Below are 18,409 nucleotides of genomic sequence, written 5' to 3' on the forward strand. Positions count from 1 at the left end.
CAAGGCTTTGTAAGTATAGCATGCCATGCATGGCATCTTCCCGCGGGCGGGAGTCGTTCTGCGCTAGGCTATGGGGATCCACCGTTGCCCTACTGGAGTATGAGTCAGCCCAAGGGTTTCAGCCAATCCAAGCCAGAGAAGAAACCGGCCAAGGCCAACACGGCCAAGCGCAAGGAAGCCGCCAAACGCTACGACGAGCTGAAAGCCAAGGGGATGCCGGAGTTCGCCATTTTTGCCCGGCGCCGCCAAGCTGAGCCCGGCAAACCCAACCCCTGGCTGCCCGTGGGATCCCTGGCGGTCAGTCGCTCCAGCGCCATCCACCAGGCCATCTTCCAAAACGAGGAAGAGCTCAAAAAAGCAGCCGTCCGCCTCTTTCCCCGTCTTAGCAAAGTCAAAGACGAGCTGGAGTTTGGCTTTCGCCTTAAGGACAAAGAGTTTCAAGACGAGCCCATTCAGGTGGCAGTTCGGCCCCAGCCTTCGCCCCTTCAGAGCTGGATAGACAGGGTGCGCAAGTGGCTGGGCCTGGGCAAAAGAACTACCCAAGCCTCCAAGAAAGGCTAAGCCGTGGCAAAGGCTTTGGGTAGCCAGCTCAAAATCAAGGGGTTGACAATCTCTGGGCGCTCGTCGTGGGGGCAATGGCCCGTATCGGGAAGAGGGAAAAATTGGTAGTCGATCCCCTGCACATGGTTTTGAAAGCCGCGACCCCGCTGAATAGGCGTCCAGGGATCCCGTTCCCCCCAAATCACCAGCAGCGGACAGCGCACCTGGGGCAGCAACGCTTCCGGCGTAGGGCCAGGGGGAGCCGTGAGAACAGCGGCAAACACCTGCTGCGCTCCCGGCTCACAGGAAGGGGCGTAGAGGATCTCCACCAGCTCGTCAGTGATGGCGGCAGGGTTGCAGTACACCTGTTTCAGAGTGGCGCGGATCCGCTGCCGCTGCCGCACCCAATCAAACAGAAGGGGCCCCGTGACCGGCGAGGCCACCAGAGCAGTGAAGGTGGCCATGAAAAGGCGGGCCAGCGGGCTGAGCTCGTGGGAGCGGTGGTTGAGACCGCCGGCACAGTTGAGCAGCACGGCTCCAGCAACAAGCTGGGGATAGCGGGCAGCCATGAGCAAGCTGAGCAAGGCGCCGATAGAGTTGCCGATGAACACCGCCGGCTGCCGCACATGCTGCCGCCAAAAATCCGCCAGCAGCTCGGCCCACAGCTCCAGACTGTAGGCAAGGGCCGGCTTGGCCGAGCCGCCAAACCCCAGCAAATCCAAAGCATAGACCCGGTATCCCGCCGCCGCTAGCACAGGGATGTTGTGCCGCCAGTGGCCAATGGAGGCCCCAAAGCCATGCACCAAAATCAGTGGGGAGCCAGATCCCTGGACGACGTAGCGAATGGCGTGACCCCGCCAGCTCCAGGTTTGGGGAGCAAAAGGGGCAATGGGATCGGCTGCCAAACTCGCAGGAGGAGCAGTGAACACAGACAGAAAAAAGATGTGGAGGCGTTGTGGAAGGGTCCCCACCTCCTCATCCTACCGCCACTCTCGAGCGTCTTTCTCTGCCGGCCATTGCCCCCAATCCCTCCCCCCAGAGAGATCTAGCTTCTCGGCAGAACTCTCAGGTGATCACATCCGGCTGCTGCCGACCGGTGCGGGCGCGGATCTGGGCGAAGTGATCCGCCAGTTGGATCAGCTCGGCCAGGGCCACCTGGGGATCCAGGCCGTGCCGGCTGGGATCCGGCTCAAACCGCTCCAAGTACACCCGCAGGGTGGCCCCGTGGGTGCCGGTGCCGGAAAGGCGGTAGACGATGCGGGAGCCGTCCTCAAAGCCGATGCGGATCCCCTGGTTGCGGCTGGTGCTGCCGTCCACGGGATCGGTGTAGCTGAAGTCATCGGCATAGGCTACTGTTTGGGAGCCAAAGCGCTGCCCCACCCAGCTTGCCACGGAGCGCCGCAAGTGCTCCATCAGCTCCTCGGCCACCTCCACCGGTAGCCCCTCGTAGTCGTGGCGGGAGTAGAAGTTGCGCCCGTAGGTGCGCCAGTGGTCTTCCACAATCTGCCGCACCGACTGGCGCCGCACGGCGAGGATGTTGAGCCAAAAGAGGACAGCCCAGAGGCCGTCTTTTTCCCGGATGTGGTGGGAGCCGGTGCCGAAGCTCTCCTCGCCGCAGAGGGTAACTTTGCCGGCATCCAGGAGGTTGCCAAAAAACTTCCAGCCGGTAGGCGTCTCGTAGCAAGGGATCCCCAGCTTGGCCGCCACCCGGTCTGCTGCCTGGCTGGTGGGCATGGAGCGGGCGATCCCCGCCAGCCCCTCCCGGTAGCCGGGCACCTGGTGGGCGTTGGCGGCCAACACCGCCAGGCTGTCGCTGGGGGTCACGTAGAAGCGGCGGCCCAGGATCATGTTGCGATCCCCATCCCCGTCGGAGGCGGCGCCGAAATCCGGCCCATCTTCTCGAAACAGCAGCTCCACCAGGGCGCGGGCATGCACCAGGTTGGGATCCGGGCGGCCGCCGCCAAAGTCCGGCAGCGGCTGGCCGTTGAGGACGCTGCCCTGGGGCGCCCCTAGAGCTCCCTCCAGGATGGCGTGGGCATAGGGGCCGGTGACGGCGTGCATGGCGTCGAAAGCGATGCGAACCCCGGAGGCCAGGTAGTCGCGGATGGCGTCGAAATCAAACAGGCGCTGCATTAGGCCTAGATAGTCGGCCACCGGGTCGATGACGGAAACCGTCAGGGATCCCAGCCGCTGCTCCCCCAGGCGATCCAGGTCCACATCCGGGGCTTGCAGGATGCGGTACTCCCGGATCTGCTGGGTGCGGGCGTAGATGGCCTCGGTCACCTTCTCCGGGGCAGGGCCGCCGTTGCCGATGTTGTACTTGATACCGAAGTCTCCCTGGGGGCCGCCGGGGTTGTGGCTGGCGGAGAGGATGATGCCGCCGTAGGCCCCGTATTTGCGAATTAAGCAGGAAACCGCTGGCGTGGAGAGGATCCCCCCCCGGCCCAGCAGTACTCGCCCGATGCCGTTGGCTGCTGCCATCTTGAGCAGGATCTGGATGGCTTCCCGGTTGTAGTAGCGGCCGTCTCCGCCCACCACCAGGGTTTGGCCGGCGGATCCCTCGAGGACGTCAAAGGTGGATTGGATGAAGTTCTCCAGGTAGTGGGGCTGCTGGAACACCTGCACCGGCTTGCGCAGGCCGGAGGTGCCCGGCTTTTGGTCGGGAAAAGGGATGGTGGCCACGGTGCGCAGGATCATAGGCTGCCCAACTCTGCTCGCCCCTCTACTATCTCATCGTTGGGGCCTCTAGGGAGGATCCCTGGGCAGCTTCAAGCTCAGGGCAGGACTTTGAGCGCCTGGCCAGCGCTGCGGCCATAGCGGCTGGGATCGTACATCTCCTCGACAAGGGCAGGGGCCACCTGGAATTGGCCAGGGATCTCGGGACGGAAGAGGTAGACGAACTCGTGGCGGCCCCGCTTGAGCTCGGTGCTGAAGAAGGCCACCCGGTCGTCCCGGTTCTCTTGATGGGCCCAAAACCAGTCCCACCAGTAGTCGGCGGCAAGCCCTCGCGGATCCCGGGAGGTGATCTCGGCGCCGCTGGGCAAGGGATCCTCGATCACCACGTAGTGGCTATCCCGCTCAGCTTCCACCGTCAGCCGGGCCAGGAGCACCTCGCCCGCCCGCACCGCCTCGCCGGGGCGCAGGAGCTGTTCCCGGTAGCGGATCTCGCCATTGGCTTGGGGCTGGGGCTGTAGGCGGAAGTAGCGGCGGCTCACCGTGAAGCCCTGGCTGTCGGGGGGCGGCAGCTCCGGCAGAAAGGCCTCTCCCCGCAGGCTGTAGTAGAGGGGGCCGGGGCCGGATTTTTCCAGGCGCAGGCGGCGCAGGTTACTCACTTCGGCGTCGTCCCAGTCCAGCACCTGGCGAGGATCCTGAGGACCGGCCTGCCACTGGGCCAGTTGCGCCCCGCTTACCCCATCTTGCACCCGCACCTGGCGGGGGCCAGGCTGTTGCTGTTGCTGGGCTTGGTAGTGGGCCACCAGGCCCAGGAGGGCGTCGGCGGTGGCTTTGGTGGTGCGCCAGCGGTTGTCCTGCCGTTGCTGGAGAAGGGCGGTGGCGATCTCCCCGGCGCGGCCATCCTGGAGGCGCACGGCCAGTTGCAGGAGGGGCCCGGCCACCTCCAGGTCGTCGTAGGTGGGGCGTTCCCCGGCTGGCGGAGCGGAGGCGGCAGGAATAAACCAGCGGCCCTGGGGATCCCTTTGTCGCCGTTGCAGACCTTCCTCCAGAGCCGCCTGGGCGAGATCCCGCTGGCCCCGTTGCAGGGCGGCCAGGCCGCGGTAGGCCAGGCCAAAGGTGGAAAGCTGCGGCGGCGGCGGCAGCTCGGCAGTCACCAGCGCCGGATCCCAGAGGGCCAGGCTGTAGGCCACAAAGGCCCGCAGATCGGGGGAGAGGCGTTGGAACGGCTGCCCAGCCAGATACTCCAAAGCCCGCCGCACCCGCCACTCCTTGAGGGCGTAGCCGGCGGCCTGGGCGAGATGATAGCCCTGCAGGATGTAGGCGGTCAGGTAGGGGTTGCTGGTGTCGTAGGCCCACCAGCCCCAGCCGCCGTCGTAGTTCTGGGATTCCTCCAGCCGCTGCAGGCCGGCCCGAACCACCCGCGGCAGCCGCTCCAGGGTGGGCAAGCGCAAGCTGAGGCCCAACTGCTCGCCGGCCTGGGCCACCGCCAAGGCGGGCAAAAAGCGGCTCAAAGTCTGCTCGGTGCAACCGTAGGGGAACTGCACCAGGTAGTCCAAGGGCCCCAACAGCTCCGCTGCGGGGCTGGCGGCCAGTTCCAGATGCAGGTGTCGGGATCCCGGCACCCAGGTGGCCGGCCAATCCAAAGGCAGCTCAAGGCCATCCTCCTGCAGCCGCCCCGTTTGGAAGAAGCGGTGCACTGCCCCTAAGGGCTGACTGGGGATCCGCAGTTGCAGCGCATCCTGCAGCCCCTCCCCTTGTGCCCAAACCCGCAGGGGGGTCTCGCCGGCCCCCAGCACCCGCAGGGGCCATTCCACCCGCTCCGCCCTCTGGGCCGGCACGGTAAGGCGTTGTCGATCCGGGCCTTGCAACGCCAAGTTGGCGGGCACTTCCAGCCCCACCTCCACCGCCTGGGCTTTTGTGGTGCGGTTTTGCACAATGGCCGCCAAGGTGAGCTGATCCCCCACCCGGAAAAAGCGGGGAGCGGCCAAGCGCACCAACAGGTCTTTGCTAACCGAGACTGTGGCAAGAGCGGATCCCACCTGGGTGTCGGCAGTGGCAGCACGGGCGGTCAAGCGCCAGGTGGTGAGGTTGTCGGGCCAGCGCACCTGCACCTGAGCCAGGCCATCGGCATCGGTGACCAGATCCGGGAACCAGGCGGCGGTATCGCGAAAGTCTTCCCGCACTTGGCCGGCCAGCTTGTCGGCGCCGCCGGGATATTGTTGCGGGAAAGAGGTGGTGGTGGTGACTTGGTTGTCCTGGCGCCCGTAGAAGAAGCGGCGGATATCGGGGGTAAAGTCGGGCCGGAGCAGGTAGAGGGCATTGTCCACGATCCCCAGCCCCACCTCGGCGCTGACCGGCTGCCCTTGGGCATTGCGGGTGCGGATTTGAATTCGGGCCGTCTCCCCCGGCTGGTAGGTGGGCTTATCCGTCTGCAGCTCCACCTGCAAAAAGCGATCCAGCGGCGAGACCCGCAGCAGCGCCTCGTTCTGGTACAGCCGCCGCTCTGGGCCAACGACAGTGGCGGTGACGTAGAGGTTGGGGCGATACTCCTCCCGGATGGGCAGGCGCAGGGTGGCCGTATGCCCCTGCAGGCGCAGCAGTTGTACCTGGTGCAGCCGGGATCCCTCCAGGCCCACCAGCACCGGCAGATCCGGCAGTGGCGAGGCGATCAGGATCTGGGCCTCTTCCCCCACTTCGTAGATCTCCCCACTTCGTAGATCTGGCGATCCGCCACCACCTCCAGGCTGGGCAGGGATCCCCAACTTTGCAGGGGGCTGCCCGGCTCCACCACCCAGAGATAGTCCACCTCCTGCACGCGACGGCGGCGGGGATCCCATGCCGTCAACCGCACCCGGTAGTCTCCCGGCTCCAGGTCGGCGGGCAGGTGGAGGTCGAGGCTGCCTTCCCCGTTGACAATCTGAAAAGGTTGCCGCAGCAGGGTATCTTGCCGTTGGTAGGTGCTGCTCTTGGGATCCCAGCGCCAGCGCTCCAGGCTCAGCTCTCCGGTGGCGCTGACGGGGCGGCCATCGTAATCGCGGGCTTGCAGCCGGTAGGTGAGGGTATCCCCCGGAGCGGGCAGATGGCGGTTCACTTCCGCAAACAGAGCAAATTCGCCAGCCGTGACCCAGGCCCGCGCCGATCCTGTTACCGTCCGGCGGCTGATATCGGTCACCTCCACCTCGATGCGCAGTTGCTGCACCTCTTGGGGGCCCCAGTAGCTGTCTTCTTCCCAGTTGAGATCCTGCAGCAGGCGATCCAGGCGAAACTCCGCCCGCCCTTGGGCATCCGTCACCCCTTCTCCTTCCGCCACCAACTGGCCGTAGCCGCCGTAGTAGCCCTGCTCCTCTCCCAGGTCGTCGGCGAAATAGTCTTCCTCGGCAGAACGGGGCAACAGCCCATAGCGCAGGCTCCAGTCGGGGCTGCTGTAAACTCGGTAGCGGAGCTGGGCCTGGGCCACCGGCGCGCCGAAAAGATACTCGGCCTCCACCTGAGCCTTCAGGGATCCCCCCCGCACCAGCCAAGGCCGGTCGGGCACCACCGTCACCTCAAACTCCGGTTTGCGGTAGGCTGCCACCCCAAAGTCGGTGGACTCGCGGCTGGATCCCTGGAACTGCCACTCTAGGCTGTAGCTGCCCAGGGGGGTTTCTTCCGGCAATTGAAACTGCCCGTGGACGCTGCCGAAAGCGTTGGTGGCCAGGGTCTGCTCCTCCAGCACATCGCCGTTGGGAGCGGCGAGGGTTACTTGCAGCGGCTGGCCTGCCGGGGGCGGGGTGAGGCGGCCTTGCTCCCGCACCAGGGCGCGAAAATAGACCGTCTGGCCGGGGCGGTAGAGGGGGCGGTCTGGGTAGGCGTAGATGCGGTACGGCTGGTTCCAGCCGTAGGTGTAGCTGCGGGACAAAACCTGCAACGTGTTGTCGGCGCTGCGGCCATAGACCACCAACGAGGATCTCTCCCCCGCCGGCAAGCTAAACTGGGCCAGCCCCTCCTCGTCGGTGGTGGCCGTCAAGGGATCCCCCCACTCCCCAAAAACTTGGATCTGGATCCCCGGCAGAGGACGCAATTCCTGCAAATGCACCGCCTGCACCACCAACTGGCTGGCATCCTGTTTCTGGATTAGGCCCAGGTCGCTTACCAAAAGCCACTCCTCAGAACGGGGCAAAGGTGCACTCGGGTTCAGCGGCTCCTGTCCTTTCGCCTCCAGCCAGTAGGCCCCCGGCGGCAGGATCCCCAGATCCAAGGTGCGGGTCACCTCTTCTCCCCCCAGCGGCTGCTGCCAACGGCGCAGCAGCTCTCCTCGCAGGGTGGAATACAAATCCGGATCCAGGGATCCGTAGCCGAGGGCCAAATTCCGCAAGCGAGGGGATCCCTCCAGATCGGCCAGGGAAAAGCGGTAAACGGCAAACTGCACCGCCCTCAAGCCACTGGTCCTCCACTCCAGCCGCGCCGGCTCGGCGGTCGTGAACACCTGGCTGGTGCTGTAGAGGTAGAGGCTGGGGGGCAGAAGCTGCGGGCGCAGGAGAGGAGCAGAAGCTACTGACCCTTCCCGCACCTGCACAGGCCTCTCGCTGAAGACGGTTTCCAGGCCGGATCCCCGCACCGTCACCCGGTATTCCCCAACGGGCAATTGATCCAAGCGATACTCGCCCTCCGCAGACGGGCTGACGCTGCGGCTCACCGGGCCGGCGGCAATCACCTGGACGTTCCCCGGCGCCACCCCTGCCGGCAGCTCCACCCGCCCCGTCAGGGATCCCGTCGGCTGTTCGGAAAGCAGAACCGCCAGCCCCACGGCCAAGAACACCCCCAGGGCCACCAACCAGCGCCGCAGCATGGGATCCCTTCCTCCTCCCTATGTGTCCTGGTTGCCCTGGGGACGGGGTCGCTACTTCACCAGCTCGAACACGTTGAACATCGGCAGGTACATGGCCACGATGATGCAGCCCACCATCCCCCCCAAGATCACGATCATCAGCGGCTCCAGCAGGCTGGTGAGGGCGCGCACCGCCTCCTCCACCTCCAGCTCGTAGAAGTCCGCCGTCTTCATCAGCATGGCATCCAGCTCCCCCGTCTCTTCGCCCACGCTGATCATCTGGATGGCCATGATCGGGAAGACCTTGGCCTTATCCAGGGCCGGGGCGATCTGGCCCCCTTCCGAGATGGATTGGCGGGCGGCGTCGATGGCGTTGGCCACCACCTGGTTGCCGGAAGTGTCGCGCACAATTTCCAACGAAGTCAGCACCGGCACCCCAGAGCGGGTCAAGGCCCCAAAGGTGCGGCAAAAACGGGCCACCGCCGACTTCTGGATCAGATCCCCGAAAATGGGCAGCTTGAGGGCCAGCGCGTCGATGGTCTCCTTGCCGGCGGGGGTGCGATAAAAGCGGCGGAAGGCAAAGAAGACCGCCACCAGAAAGCCCACCAGGCCCAAGCTGTACTGGGGCGTGCGCAGGAACTTGCTGATGTTGATGAAAAACTGGGTAAAGGCGGGCAGCTCACCCCCCAAGTCGTTGTAGATGCTCTCAAAAGTGGGCAAGATAAACAGCACCATGCCCAAAAAGATTAAGACGGCCAAGATGGTCACCACCACCGGGTAGGTCATGGCCGATTTAATTTGCTTCTGCAGGCGATCCATGTCCTCCAGCAGCTTGGCCAGGCGGTTGAGCACCTCGTCCAGCACGCCGCCCACCTCCCCCGCCTGCACCATGCTGCAGTAGAGGCCGTCAAAGGCATCCGGATAGGGGCGGATGGAATCGGACAGGTTTTTCCCCGCCTCCACTTCCGCCCGAATCGCCCGCAGGTATTTTTTGAGCTTGGGGTTGCCGGTTTGCTCCTCCATAATGGTGAGGGAGCGCACCATCGACACGCCGGCGTTGATCAGGGCAGCAAATTGCCGGGAGAACACCGCCTTGTCCCGAATGTCGATGGATCCCAGCATCGAGAAATCAAAAGAGGTCTCCAGCGAGAAAAAGGGCTTTTCTTCCTGAATGTCCTCTGGCTTGGCAAAAACGCCCTCTCGGCGCAGCCGTGCACGCGCCTCGGTCAAGTTGTTGGCCACCACCGTCAGGCGTACCGGCTGACCGGCCTTTAACCCCCGAACCTTGTAGCGCGGCATAGCTTACCCCCGATTCAAACTCATGATGAGAGGGTTCGAGTTGTGGGATCCAGCCCCCGAACTTTGGGCAACTAACTTTCTCAGCTAGAGCTTAGCCACAAATTGAGGCGGCGGCCAGAGATCGGCAAGAAGACCTCACCCCGGGAGGCGGCGCTGCGGCTCAACGACGGACGGCAACCCCCGCTGGACGCTGGTGTTGAGCTGCCGCGGCTGGCGAGGGCCCGGCAACGTTGCCCAACAGCCGCTGCAACTCCTCAGGACGAGAGGTCTTGGACATGGCCGTCTCGAAGTCGATCTTGCCCTGCAGGTAGAGGTTGGCCAGATCCTGCTCCAGGGTCTTCATGCCCTGCTTGCCGCCCGTCTGGATGGCCGAGTAGATCTGGGCGGTCTTGCCCTCCCGAATCAGGTTGGCAATGGCCGGCGTCACCACCATGATCTCTTGCACCAGCACCCGCCCGGGCTCTCCCGGCTTGGGGTTGAGGCGGCGGGCCAAAGTTTGCGAGAAGACGGCCTTGAGGGAGTTGGAGAGCTGCACGCGGATCTGCTGCTGCTGCTCCGGCGGGAACACGTCCACCAGGCGATCCACCGTCTGGGCGGCAGAGCTGGTGTGGACCGTGGCAAAGCAGAGGTGGCCGGTCTCGGCGGCGGTGATGGCCAACTGGATGGTTTCCAGATCCCGCATCTCCCCGATCAGGATCACATCCGGATCTTCCCGCATCGCCGCCCGCAGGGCATTGGCAAAGCTCTTGGTGTCTTCGCCCAACTGCCGCTGGTGGATGATGCTGCGGATGGGAGTGTAGATGTACTCGATGGGATCCTCGATGGTGAGGATGTGCTCGGCCCGCTCGCGGTTGATGAAGTCGATGATAGCGGCCAAAGTGGTGGACTTGCCGGATCCCGTCGGGCCGGTCACCAACACCAGGCCCCGAGGCAGACGGGCCATCTCCTTACACACATCCGGCAGGCCCAGCTTGTCGATGTTGGGGATCTCAGAGGCCAGCGCCCGCATGGCGCAGGCGTAGGTGCCGCGATCCCGGTAGACGTTGACGCGGAAGCGCCCGATCCCGCGCACGCCGTAGGAGCAGTCCAACTCCCAGTTCTGCTCCAGGTGTTTGCGCTGGGTGTTGTTCAACATGCTGAAAATGAGCCGCTGCACCTCCTCAGGGGTGAGGGGCTCGTGCTCGGTTGGCTGGAGTTCGCCATTGATGCGGAAATAGGGGGGCAAACCGGCTGAGATGTGGATGTCAGAACCGCCCCTGCGGACGATTTCTTCCATCAGGTCTTCGATCATGAGTTGTGGCATAGGGCTGGTGTCTCCAATCGGTAAGCTGAGTCAGGCTGGGTTCGACCTAGGAGTTGTCGATGAAAAACCCTTCTAAAGCCGGGCTAGAGGCAACCCTCCAGGACTCGTATAGGACTGTTATAATCAGCACCTTGGCGGCGTCAAGAGCCAGGCGCCTTGCCTAAAACTTCGGCGTCAGGCAGTAGGGGCAATCCATCCAGTCTACCTGCAGGGCGGCGCCACAGTTGCGGCAGGTGCTAAGGGCCTTGGCACGGGCCTTCAGCTCCGTTTCCAAACCCTTGTCGGTGAGGATAACCCGATCTACCTCCTCCAGCGTGGTGAGGCCCTGCTTTACCAGCATCAAGCTGTAGGCGAGCAGGGTTTTCATGCCGCTTTCGACAGCGGCTTCCTTGATGACCTCCGTGGGAGCCCCCTTGTTGATCAACTCGGCCAGGCGGTCGTTCATGCGCATGAACTCGTACACCCCCACGCGGCCTTTGTAGCCCACGCCCCCACACTTCTCGCAGATGGGCTTGCCGGTGGCCTTGCGCTGCTCGATCTCTTTGGGGGAGAGCTTGTTGGCTTTGTAGAAGGTGAGCTGTTCGCCGTCGCCGCTGAGGCTGAGGCCATAGCGGGCCAACTCCTCGGATGTGGGGTGGTACGGGATCCGACATTCGGTACACACCCGGCGCATCAAGCGCTGGGCCAACACCCCCAGCAACGAGCTGGAGATCATAAATGGCTCGATCCCCATCTCCGTCAGACGGGCAATGGCGCCAGGGGCATCGTTGGTGTGCAGCGTGGTCAACACCAGGTGGCCGGTGAGGGAGGCTTCGATGGCGGTTTTGGCCGTCTCGTGGTCGCGAGTTTCCCCCACCAGGATCACATCCGGGTCTTGCCGCAAGAAGGCCCGCAGGATCATGGCAAAGTCCATGCCCTTTTCTCGGATCACCTGCACTTGGGTGATCCCCGGCAGGGAGTATTCGATGGGATCCTCGGCGGTGCTGATGTTGATGCCCGGGTCGTTCACTTCTGCCAGCGCCGAGTAGAGGGTCGTGGTTTTCCCGGATCCCGTTGGCCCAGTTACCAGGATTAGGCCAAAGGGTCGCCTGACAACCTCCTTGAAGCTGGCCAGGGTCTCTGGGTCGGTGATCAGCTTGTCCAGGCCGAGCTGGGTGGCGGAGTTGTCCAGAATCCGCAGCACGATCTTCTCCCCGTAGCGGGAGGGCAGGGTGCTGACGCGGAAATCCACCTTGCGCCCCTTGAAGACGCGGCGAATCCGCCCGTCCTGGGGCAAGCGCCGCTCGGCAATGTTCAGGTTGGACATGATCTTGAAGCGAGCGGTGAGGGCGGGGACGATCTTCTTGGGAAAGTTTTCAAAAGCCTGCCGCAGCACCCCATCCTTGCGGAAGCGGATGCGCAGGTATTCTTCCTGCGGCTCGATGTGGATGTCCGACGCCCCGTCTTGCAGCGCCTTGATTAGGATTTGGTTGGCCAATTTGACGATCGGGGCATCGTCTGCCGATTTGAGCTGCTGCTCCAGGGATCCCTCGCCGGCCTCATCGGCAGCCACATCCTCAATAGCATCCAGATCGATTTCGGCAGTGTTGACCACCACCTCTTCTTCCTGTTGGGCAGCAGCCGCCTGTTGGGCAGCAGCCGCGTCGTTGATCCCCTTGATGGCCAGCAGCTCCGCCTGCGCATCCATGTAGCGGTTGATCAGGGTCTCGAAATCCCGCTGGGTGAAGACCCGCCGCTGCAGCTTCAGCCCCTGGATGCGGAAGCGCCGCTGGATGTCGTCCAGCGCCTGCAGGTTGTCCGGCCTGACCATCGCCACCAGCACTTGGTTGTCTTGGCGGCGGATGGGCAAGAACTTGTAGCGGTTGCAGATGTCGAGAGGCAAGAGCGAGTCGATGAGCCCGATCATCTCCGAGATCTCCACCGGCTCCAAATCGATGTCGAGGGGGGGGATCCCGTAGATGATTTTCAGCTCAAAGAGCTGCTGCCGCTTGTAGGCCCGCTCCAGGTCAGGGGTGATCTCTTTGCCGACAATCTCTTTGACCACCAGGGCTAGGGCCTTGCTGCCCCCTTCGCGATCGGCTTTGAGGGCGTTTTGGATGTCCTGGATTTGCTTATCGTCGGCAAAGCCCAGCTCTTTGAGCTTGCGGCCGAAAGGAGTGATGCTGACGTTGGCAATGGCCAGGGCTTTGCTGGCCGCAACGCTGCGACGGGTTAGAGGAGTAGGAAGGTCATTCATGCTGCCGGGCCACCCAGGATGTATTCACATAATGACTGCAGTTAACCGCAGGGATCAACGGTGGGGACATGCAGGCCTGCGCGTCCCAAAGGGCGCTGCCCATGGCCTTACTATGCCCCAACTTGGTTGAAACTTAAATCCCCCTTCCTAGTTCCGGCAGGGTGGTGACGCCTGTCTGGTCAGGCCGGGATCTTCGCCGGATCCACGGGGCCGGTTGGGGGCCTGCTTCCAGAGAGGGATCAGCTTAAGATGGGGAGCAGGCCGGCGGCTTGCGAGCCTTTCCGACGGGAGAAGCCTGCTAACTTGTCCCCTTTCTCGAGACAGCTTCTGCCAATGGCTGAGATCGGTCGAAAATAGGGCGGGCAACGCCAAGCTGATGGGAAATTCGGGGGACAAGCTAAGCTCAAAGGGACGGAGTCGGCCCAACTTGTTTAGGATTACCTCGCTGCAACTGCCCATGCGGCTCTACGTCGAACCCTTTACCGTTCACAAGCGCTATGCCCTCACCCTCAGCCGCGGCACCTATACCGAGGCCACGCTGGCCTGGGTGCGGATCGAAGAGGAGGGGATCGAGGGCTGGGGGGAGGCCTGTCCTTTCTCGGTGAGCGAGGACTGCCACCAGTCTTTGGAGGATATCTTGGTGGGTTTGGAGGTGGCCAAAGGGATCCTACGCCGCCACTCCCCCTGGGAGCGGCAGGCCATTGAGGCGGAACTGCTGCGGGCCGGGATCCCTTCGGCGGCGCGGGCAGCAGTAGACATGGCCCTGCACGATTGGATGGGCAAACGTCTGGGGATGCCCCTGTGGCAGGTGTGGGGACTGGATCGCTCCCGCATCCCGCCCACCACTTTGACCATTGGCATTTCCACCCCTCAGGCGGCCCGCCAGCGTGCCTTGGCCTGGATGGAACAGACCCAAGCGCGGGCCTTCAAGATCAAGCTGGGCAGCGACTTGGGGCTGATGGCCGATCAGAACATGCTGATTGCCGTGCAGGAGGTGATCCCGCTGGGATCCCTGATTACTGTGGACGCCAATGGTGCCTGGACGGTGGAACAGAGCCTGAGCATGAGCAATTGGCTGGCGGGGCAGGGGGTGAGCTACCTGGAGCAGCCCTTGGAGAGGGGACAGGAGGCGAAGCTGATCACCCTCTGGCACGAGTCGAAGCTGCCCATCTTCGTGGATGAGAGTTGTTTCGACAGCCGCGATATTCCCGCCCTGGTGGATCGGGTGCACGGCATCAACATCAAGCTGATGAAGTGCGGCGGCCTTAGCGAAGCCTGGCGCATGATCCACATAGCCAGAGCCCATGGGCTACAGGTGATGCTGGGCTGCTACAGCAACACCGCCCTGGGCAACACGGCGGCTGCCCACCTAGCGCCGCTGGTGGACTACGTGGACTTAGACAGCCACCTCAATCTCATCGACAATCCCTTTGCCGGGGCCATCCTGCAGGACGGCTGCCTGCTCCCCACCGACCGACCGGGTTTGGGGGTAGAGCTGCGGGAGGAATGATGGGAAAGCCAGGATCCCTGTCCAGCGAAAGTCGCGTGGCCATCCTGCTCCACGGGGGGTTGCTGGGGGAGCATGGGAAAACGGGGCTGGGGCTGCTGCGCTACGGCTCCTTCCCGGTGGTGGCGGTGATCGACCGGGAGCAGGCGGGGGGATCCCTGGCCCAACTCACGGGCATTGCCAAAGACATTCCCATCGTAGCCTCGGTGCAAGAGGCGCTGGTTTACGGCCCCGAGGTGTTGGTGATTGGGATCGCTCCTTCCGGCGGCCAGCTGCCCCCGGAGTGGCGGGAGGAGCTCTGCCAAGCCCTGCAAGCCGGCTTGTCTTTAGCAAACGGGCTGCACACCCCCCTAGCGGAAGATGCCCAGTTGCGGCAGTGGCTGCAGCCGGGAGCCTGGATCTGGGACATTCGCCGCGAACCCCCTGGTCTGGGAGTAGGGAGGGGCCTAGCTCGCTCTCTCCCCTGTCGGCGGGTACTGACGGTGGGCACCGATATGGCCGTGGGCAAAATGTCCACCAGCCTGGAACTGCACCGGGCCAGCCTGAAGCGCGGCCTGCGCTCCTGCTTTTTGGCCACCGGACAAACCGGGATCCTCATCAGCGGCGATGGGATACCCCTGGATGCGGTGCGGGTGGACTACGCCAGCGGCGCTGTGGAGCAACTGGTGTTGCGCTATGGATTTGACCACGACATCCTGCACATCGAAGGCCAGGGATCCCTGCTCAACCCCGCTTCCACCGCCACCCTGCCTTTGCTAAGGGGATCCCAGCCCACCCACTTGATCTTGGTCCACCGAGCTGGGCAAACCCACATCAAAGGGATGGACTACGTACCCATCCCTCCCCTGCGTAAGGTCATCGAGCTGTACGAACAGGTGGCCAGAGCTGCCGGCGCCTTTGCCCCCGTGCCGGTGGTGGGGGTGGCCCTCAATACCTTCGGTTGGGAGGAGGAAGCCGCCCTGGCCCAGATCCGCCAGGTGGAAGTGGAGACCGGGCGGCCCTGTACCGACGTGGTGCGCTTTGGGGCGGATCCCCTCTTGGATGCCATTCTCTCGACAGGCTAGCCTCAGGGATCTCCCTTAGGGCGAGTTTCGCTGTCGAGCACTTCCAGGATGGCCTTGGCGGCGCGGGCCAAAACTCCCGGCTCCCCCAGCGCTGCCCGCATAGCAGCATAGTCGGCCTGCAGTTGGGTGCGGCGCTCGGGCCGAGTCAGCAGCTCCAAGGCCAGTTGGGCGACTCGCTCTGGCTGGGCCTCCTCCTGGAGGAGTTCCGGCACAATGGGGCGCATCAGCACCAAGTTGGGGGGAGACATAAAGGGCACCGACACCTTCAGCCAATGGCGGGCCAGCCAAAAGGTAATTGGGTTGAGGCGGTAGATCACCACCTGCGGGATCCCCAAAATGGCCGCCTCCAGGTTGACAGTTCCCGACTTGGCCAGCACCAGGTCGGCGGCCGCCAACAGCAGGTGATGCGCCTTCGGAGGCGAAGGGCGAGGCAAGAGAAGGGTGAGATCCTCCAGCCCATAGCGGCGGGCGGCTTGGGCAATCGGGGCGGCAAAGCGGGGCGAGGCCAGCGGCGCCCAAAACCGCACCTGGGGCAGGCGAGCCCGCAACAGCCGCGCTGCCTGGAGCAAGATGGGCAAAACCGAGCGCAGCTCCTGGCGGCGGGAGGCCGGCAGCAGCGCCACCACCATCGCTTCCTCAGGGATCCCTAACTCAGCCCTGGCCTGAGCGCGACCGGGTACACTCGCCAAAATATCCAGCAGGGGGTGGCCCACATAGCAAACCTGGGCACCTGCTGCGGCGTAGTAGCGGGCTTCTTCAGGGAAAATCGCCACCATCAGTCGCATCTGCTGGGCTAGCCGGTAAGTGAGGCGGCTGTTGGGCGACCACACCCATTCTTGGGGGGCAATGTAGTAAACGGCAGGGATGCGTCGCCGCTGCAACAGGCGGGCGATGCGGCTATTGATGCCGATGTAATCCACCAGGATGGCCAAATCAGGCGGGTCTTGCGCCAGGAAGCGGCGGATCTTCCACTCCGTCCATAGGGCAGGGCCGACGAAGGGGAGAGCCTCCAGAATGCCGATAGAGCTGATCTCCGTGGTGCGGTGCAACAGATTGGCCCCCGCAGCGGCCATCTCCTCTCCCCCAACTGCCGTGATGCGTAGGTGCGGGCGTTGGCGCAGCAACTCGCGGATGAGATGGCCGGCCTGCAGATCCCCGGAGACTTCTCCGGTGCAGATAAACAGATGGCTCACAGGTCGTCCTCTTCTCTGCTGCGGCGCAAGGCCGGCAGAGGGCCGCGCCGTTGGGGTTGGGAAAGGGAATCTTCCAAAAATTGCAGCAGATGGAGCAGGGATCCCGTCTCGTCCACCAGCTCTTTCCCCTGCAGGGAGAAGATGCTAGAGCCCCCCTCGCTTCGCAGACTCTCCCGCAGCGTTTGCAGCGCTTTTTCCAGGGGCAAACCGGAACGGTAGAGGAGCCGGTAGGCCTGCCGCAAGGCCGCCAGGGATCCCTCCATCCCCTTGGCTCGCCGCAACCCCACCAAGTTAAGGCCCCGGATGCGGGCCGGGTGCCCCTCCACCAACATGTAAGGCGGCACGTCGCGATCCACCCGGCTCATGGCCCCCACCATAGCCAGGCGCCCCACACGGGTAAACTGGTGGATCCCGACCATGCCGCCGATGCGCGCCTGCGACTCAATGTGAATGTGGCCAGCCAGGGAGACAGCGTTGGTGATCACCACCTGATTTTCGATGACGCAGTTGTGGGCGACGTGGACGTAGGCCATCAGCAGGTTGTGATCGCCGACCACCGTCGCTTCCCCTTCATTGGTGGCTCGGTTGATGGTGACGAACTCGCGGATGCGGTTGCCCTTGCCGATCACCACCTGAGAGGGCGCGCCGCTGTACTTCAGATCCTGAGGCTCCGTGCCCAGCACCGCCCCCGGAAAAATCTGGTTGTCCTCGCCAATATCTGTCCAACCATCGATCACCACGTGGGCCCCCACCACCGTACGGGCGCCAATGCGCACATGCTCGCCGATAACCGCATAGGGGCCAACTTGTACCGTCTCGTGCAACTCAGCCTTCGGATGGATTACCGCTGTGGGATGAATCCGAACAGAGGAGTTGGGAGTGGATCCCGCTGAAGCCAACGAACTCATTTCTAACCTAGCCAGCAAATGTAGCTACGCTCCCAACCCTGCGATTAGGGCTTGCTTGGGGAGGGCACAATCCTCCACCGCTCTGCTGTGAAACTCCGACCGGGAGGTGAAAGCAGCACTTGACATGCCCCTATCCCAACACTTTAGCAGGGTCTTTCCACGCCAAGTTGCCTCCGCTGGGCTCCTCCTCGATGGGGAAAACAGATGGCCACCCCCCACTTGCCCCGCGGTTGCGGAGCGCCAAAGGCCCCGCTGCTGGCCGCTGTTGGCCCATCAATCCACCAGGGAGAACATCAGCTCCCCTTCGGTCACCAACTGTCCCCCCACCTGGGCCCGACAAAACATCTTGCCGATGCGTTTTTGCCGGATGGTGAGCAAATTGGCTGACAGCAGCAACTGATCCCCCGGCAGCACGGGGCGGCGGAAGCGAACGCCATCGATGCCGGCAAAGAGAGCCAACCGCCCAGCCACATCCGGCAACTTGGTCAACACGATCCCCCCCAACTGCGCCATGGCCTCGACGATCAGAACGCCGGGCATGATCGGTCGGTTGGGGAAGTGCCCCTGGAAAAAGGGCTCGTTGAAGGTGACGTTTTTCAGGCCCACCGCCCGTTGCCCTGGTTGATACTCCACCACGCGATCCACCAGCAAAAAAGGGTAGCGATGGGGCAGGATCTCCAGGATTTGATCCGTGGTGAAGACGGGGGGAGCGGTTGCCAACTGGGCAGCTGCTTCAGCCGAGAGAAGAGGTGGAGGAGAGACATCAGAGGACATAGTAACCCACAGAGCCAGAAGACAAACCGTGAAACCGTGACGTACTCCCGCACTCATGCTGACGCATAGAGTGCAGGCTTCATGGCTTACGCCACGCTTCGCCAA

The 18,409-nt window shown here is 63.7% G+C and carries 13 protein-coding genes; 3 read left to right on the plus strand and 10 right to left on the minus strand.

All coding sequences use genetic code 11. The annotated features are described in order from the left end of the window. Nucleotides 1-99 precede the first annotated feature (99 nt). Complete coding sequence (locus NW846_RS09305) at nt 100-561, plus strand: HHL1-like protein (RefSeq protein ID WP_011430790.1); 462 nt, start codon at nt 100-102, stop codon at nt 559-561. Here NW846_RS09305 and NW846_RS09310 read toward each other — a convergent pair. The 7 genes from NW846_RS09310 to NW846_RS09340 all read right to left on the minus strand — a co-directional run bounded on the left by NW846_RS09310 (nt 558) and on the right by NW846_RS09340 (nt 12,858). After that, a complete protein-coding gene (locus NW846_RS09310) occupies nt 558-1,469 on the minus strand; it encodes an alpha/beta fold hydrolase (protein WP_011430789.1) in 912 nt (303 codons plus the stop codon). The two genes, NW846_RS09305 and NW846_RS09310, sit on opposite strands and share 4 nt — an antisense overlap. A gap of 136 nt (nt 1,470-1,605) precedes the next feature. Then, nucleotides 1,606-3,237 carry an alpha-D-glucose phosphate-specific phosphoglucomutase gene (locus NW846_RS09315; protein WP_414347046.1) on the minus strand — a complete coding sequence of 544 codons (1,632 nt, stop codon included), beginning with the start codon at nt 3,235-3,237 and terminating at the stop codon, nt 1,606-1,608. 77 nt (nt 3,238-3,314) lie between these two features. Next, nucleotides 3,315-5,906: an alpha-2-macroglobulin family protein gene (locus NW846_RS09320; RefSeq protein ID WP_414515812.1), complete on the minus strand. Its 2,592-nt coding sequence runs from the start codon at nt 5,904-5,906 to the stop codon at nt 3,315-3,317. Then, nucleotides 5,882-8,041 carry an MG2 domain-containing protein gene (locus tag NW846_RS09325; RefSeq protein ID WP_414515813.1) on the minus strand — a complete coding sequence of 720 codons (2,160 nt, stop codon included), beginning with the start codon at nt 8,039-8,041 and terminating at the stop codon, nt 5,882-5,884. The genes NW846_RS09320 and NW846_RS09325 overlap by 25 nt, the downstream gene beginning before the upstream one ends. A 51-nt stretch (nt 8,042-8,092) precedes the next feature. Next, the gene (locus NW846_RS09330) at nt 8,093-9,319 is read right to left on the minus strand and encodes a type II secretion system F family protein (protein ID WP_011430786.1); all 1,227 of its coding nucleotides are present in this window, start codon (nt 9,317-9,319) and stop codon (nt 8,093-8,095) included. A gap of 160 nt (nt 9,320-9,479) precedes the next feature. Then, the gene (locus NW846_RS09335; protein ID WP_099834829.1) at nt 9,480-10,622 is read right to left on the minus strand and encodes a type IV pilus twitching motility protein PilT; all 1,143 of its coding nucleotides are present in this window, start codon (nt 10,620-10,622) and stop codon (nt 9,480-9,482) included. Nucleotides 10,623-10,782: 160 nt separating this feature from the next. Continuing rightward, nucleotides 10,783-12,858: a GspE/PulE family protein gene (locus tag NW846_RS09340; RefSeq protein WP_414515815.1), complete on the minus strand. Its 2,076-nt coding sequence runs from the start codon at nt 12,856-12,858 to the stop codon at nt 10,783-10,785. 427 nt (nt 12,859-13,285) lie between these two features. On the opposite strand from NW846_RS09340, the gene NW846_RS09345 reads away from it, so the two are divergent. Both NW846_RS09345 and NW846_RS09350 read left to right on the plus strand, forming a co-directional pair. Next, nucleotides 13,286-14,368 (plus strand): dipeptide epimerase, encoded by a 1,083-nt coding sequence (locus NW846_RS09345; RefSeq protein WP_414515817.1) that lies wholly within the window; start codon nt 13,286-13,288, stop codon nt 14,366-14,368. Further along, a complete protein-coding gene (locus NW846_RS09350) occupies nt 14,368-15,429 on the plus strand; it encodes a DUF1611 domain-containing protein (protein ID WP_414515819.1) in 1,062 nt (353 codons plus the stop codon). The genes NW846_RS09345 and NW846_RS09350 overlap by 1 nt, the downstream gene beginning before the upstream one ends. Nucleotides 15,430-15,431: 2 nt before the next feature. Here NW846_RS09350 and lpxB read toward each other — a convergent pair whose 3' ends face one another. The 3 genes from lpxB to fabZ all read right to left on the minus strand — a co-directional run bounded on the left by lpxB (nt 15,432) and on the right by fabZ (nt 18,304). Further along, complete coding sequence (lpxB, locus tag NW846_RS09355; RefSeq protein ID WP_099813040.1) at nt 15,432-16,622, minus strand: lipid-A-disaccharide synthase; 1,191 nt, start codon at nt 16,620-16,622, stop codon at nt 15,432-15,434. Further along, nucleotides 16,619-17,530, minus strand: coding sequence for an acyl-ACP--UDP-N-acetylglucosamine O-acyltransferase (lpxA, locus tag NW846_RS09360; RefSeq protein WP_414348434.1), 912 nt, complete (start codon nt 17,528-17,530; stop codon nt 16,619-16,621). Before lpxA ends, lpxB begins: the two co-directional genes overlap by 4 nt. Before the next feature lie 273 nt (nt 17,531-17,803). Beyond that, nucleotides 17,804-18,304 (minus strand): 3-hydroxyacyl-ACP dehydratase FabZ, encoded by a 501-nt coding sequence (gene fabZ / locus NW846_RS09365; protein WP_011430776.1) that lies wholly within the window; start codon nt 18,302-18,304, stop codon nt 17,804-17,806. Between the last annotated feature and the right edge of the window lie 105 nt (nt 18,305-18,409).

This window comes from Synechococcus sp. W60.3 (assembly GCF_047502615.1).
Classification (GTDB): Bacteria; Cyanobacteriota; Cyanobacteriia; order Thermostichales; family Thermostichaceae; genus Thermostichus.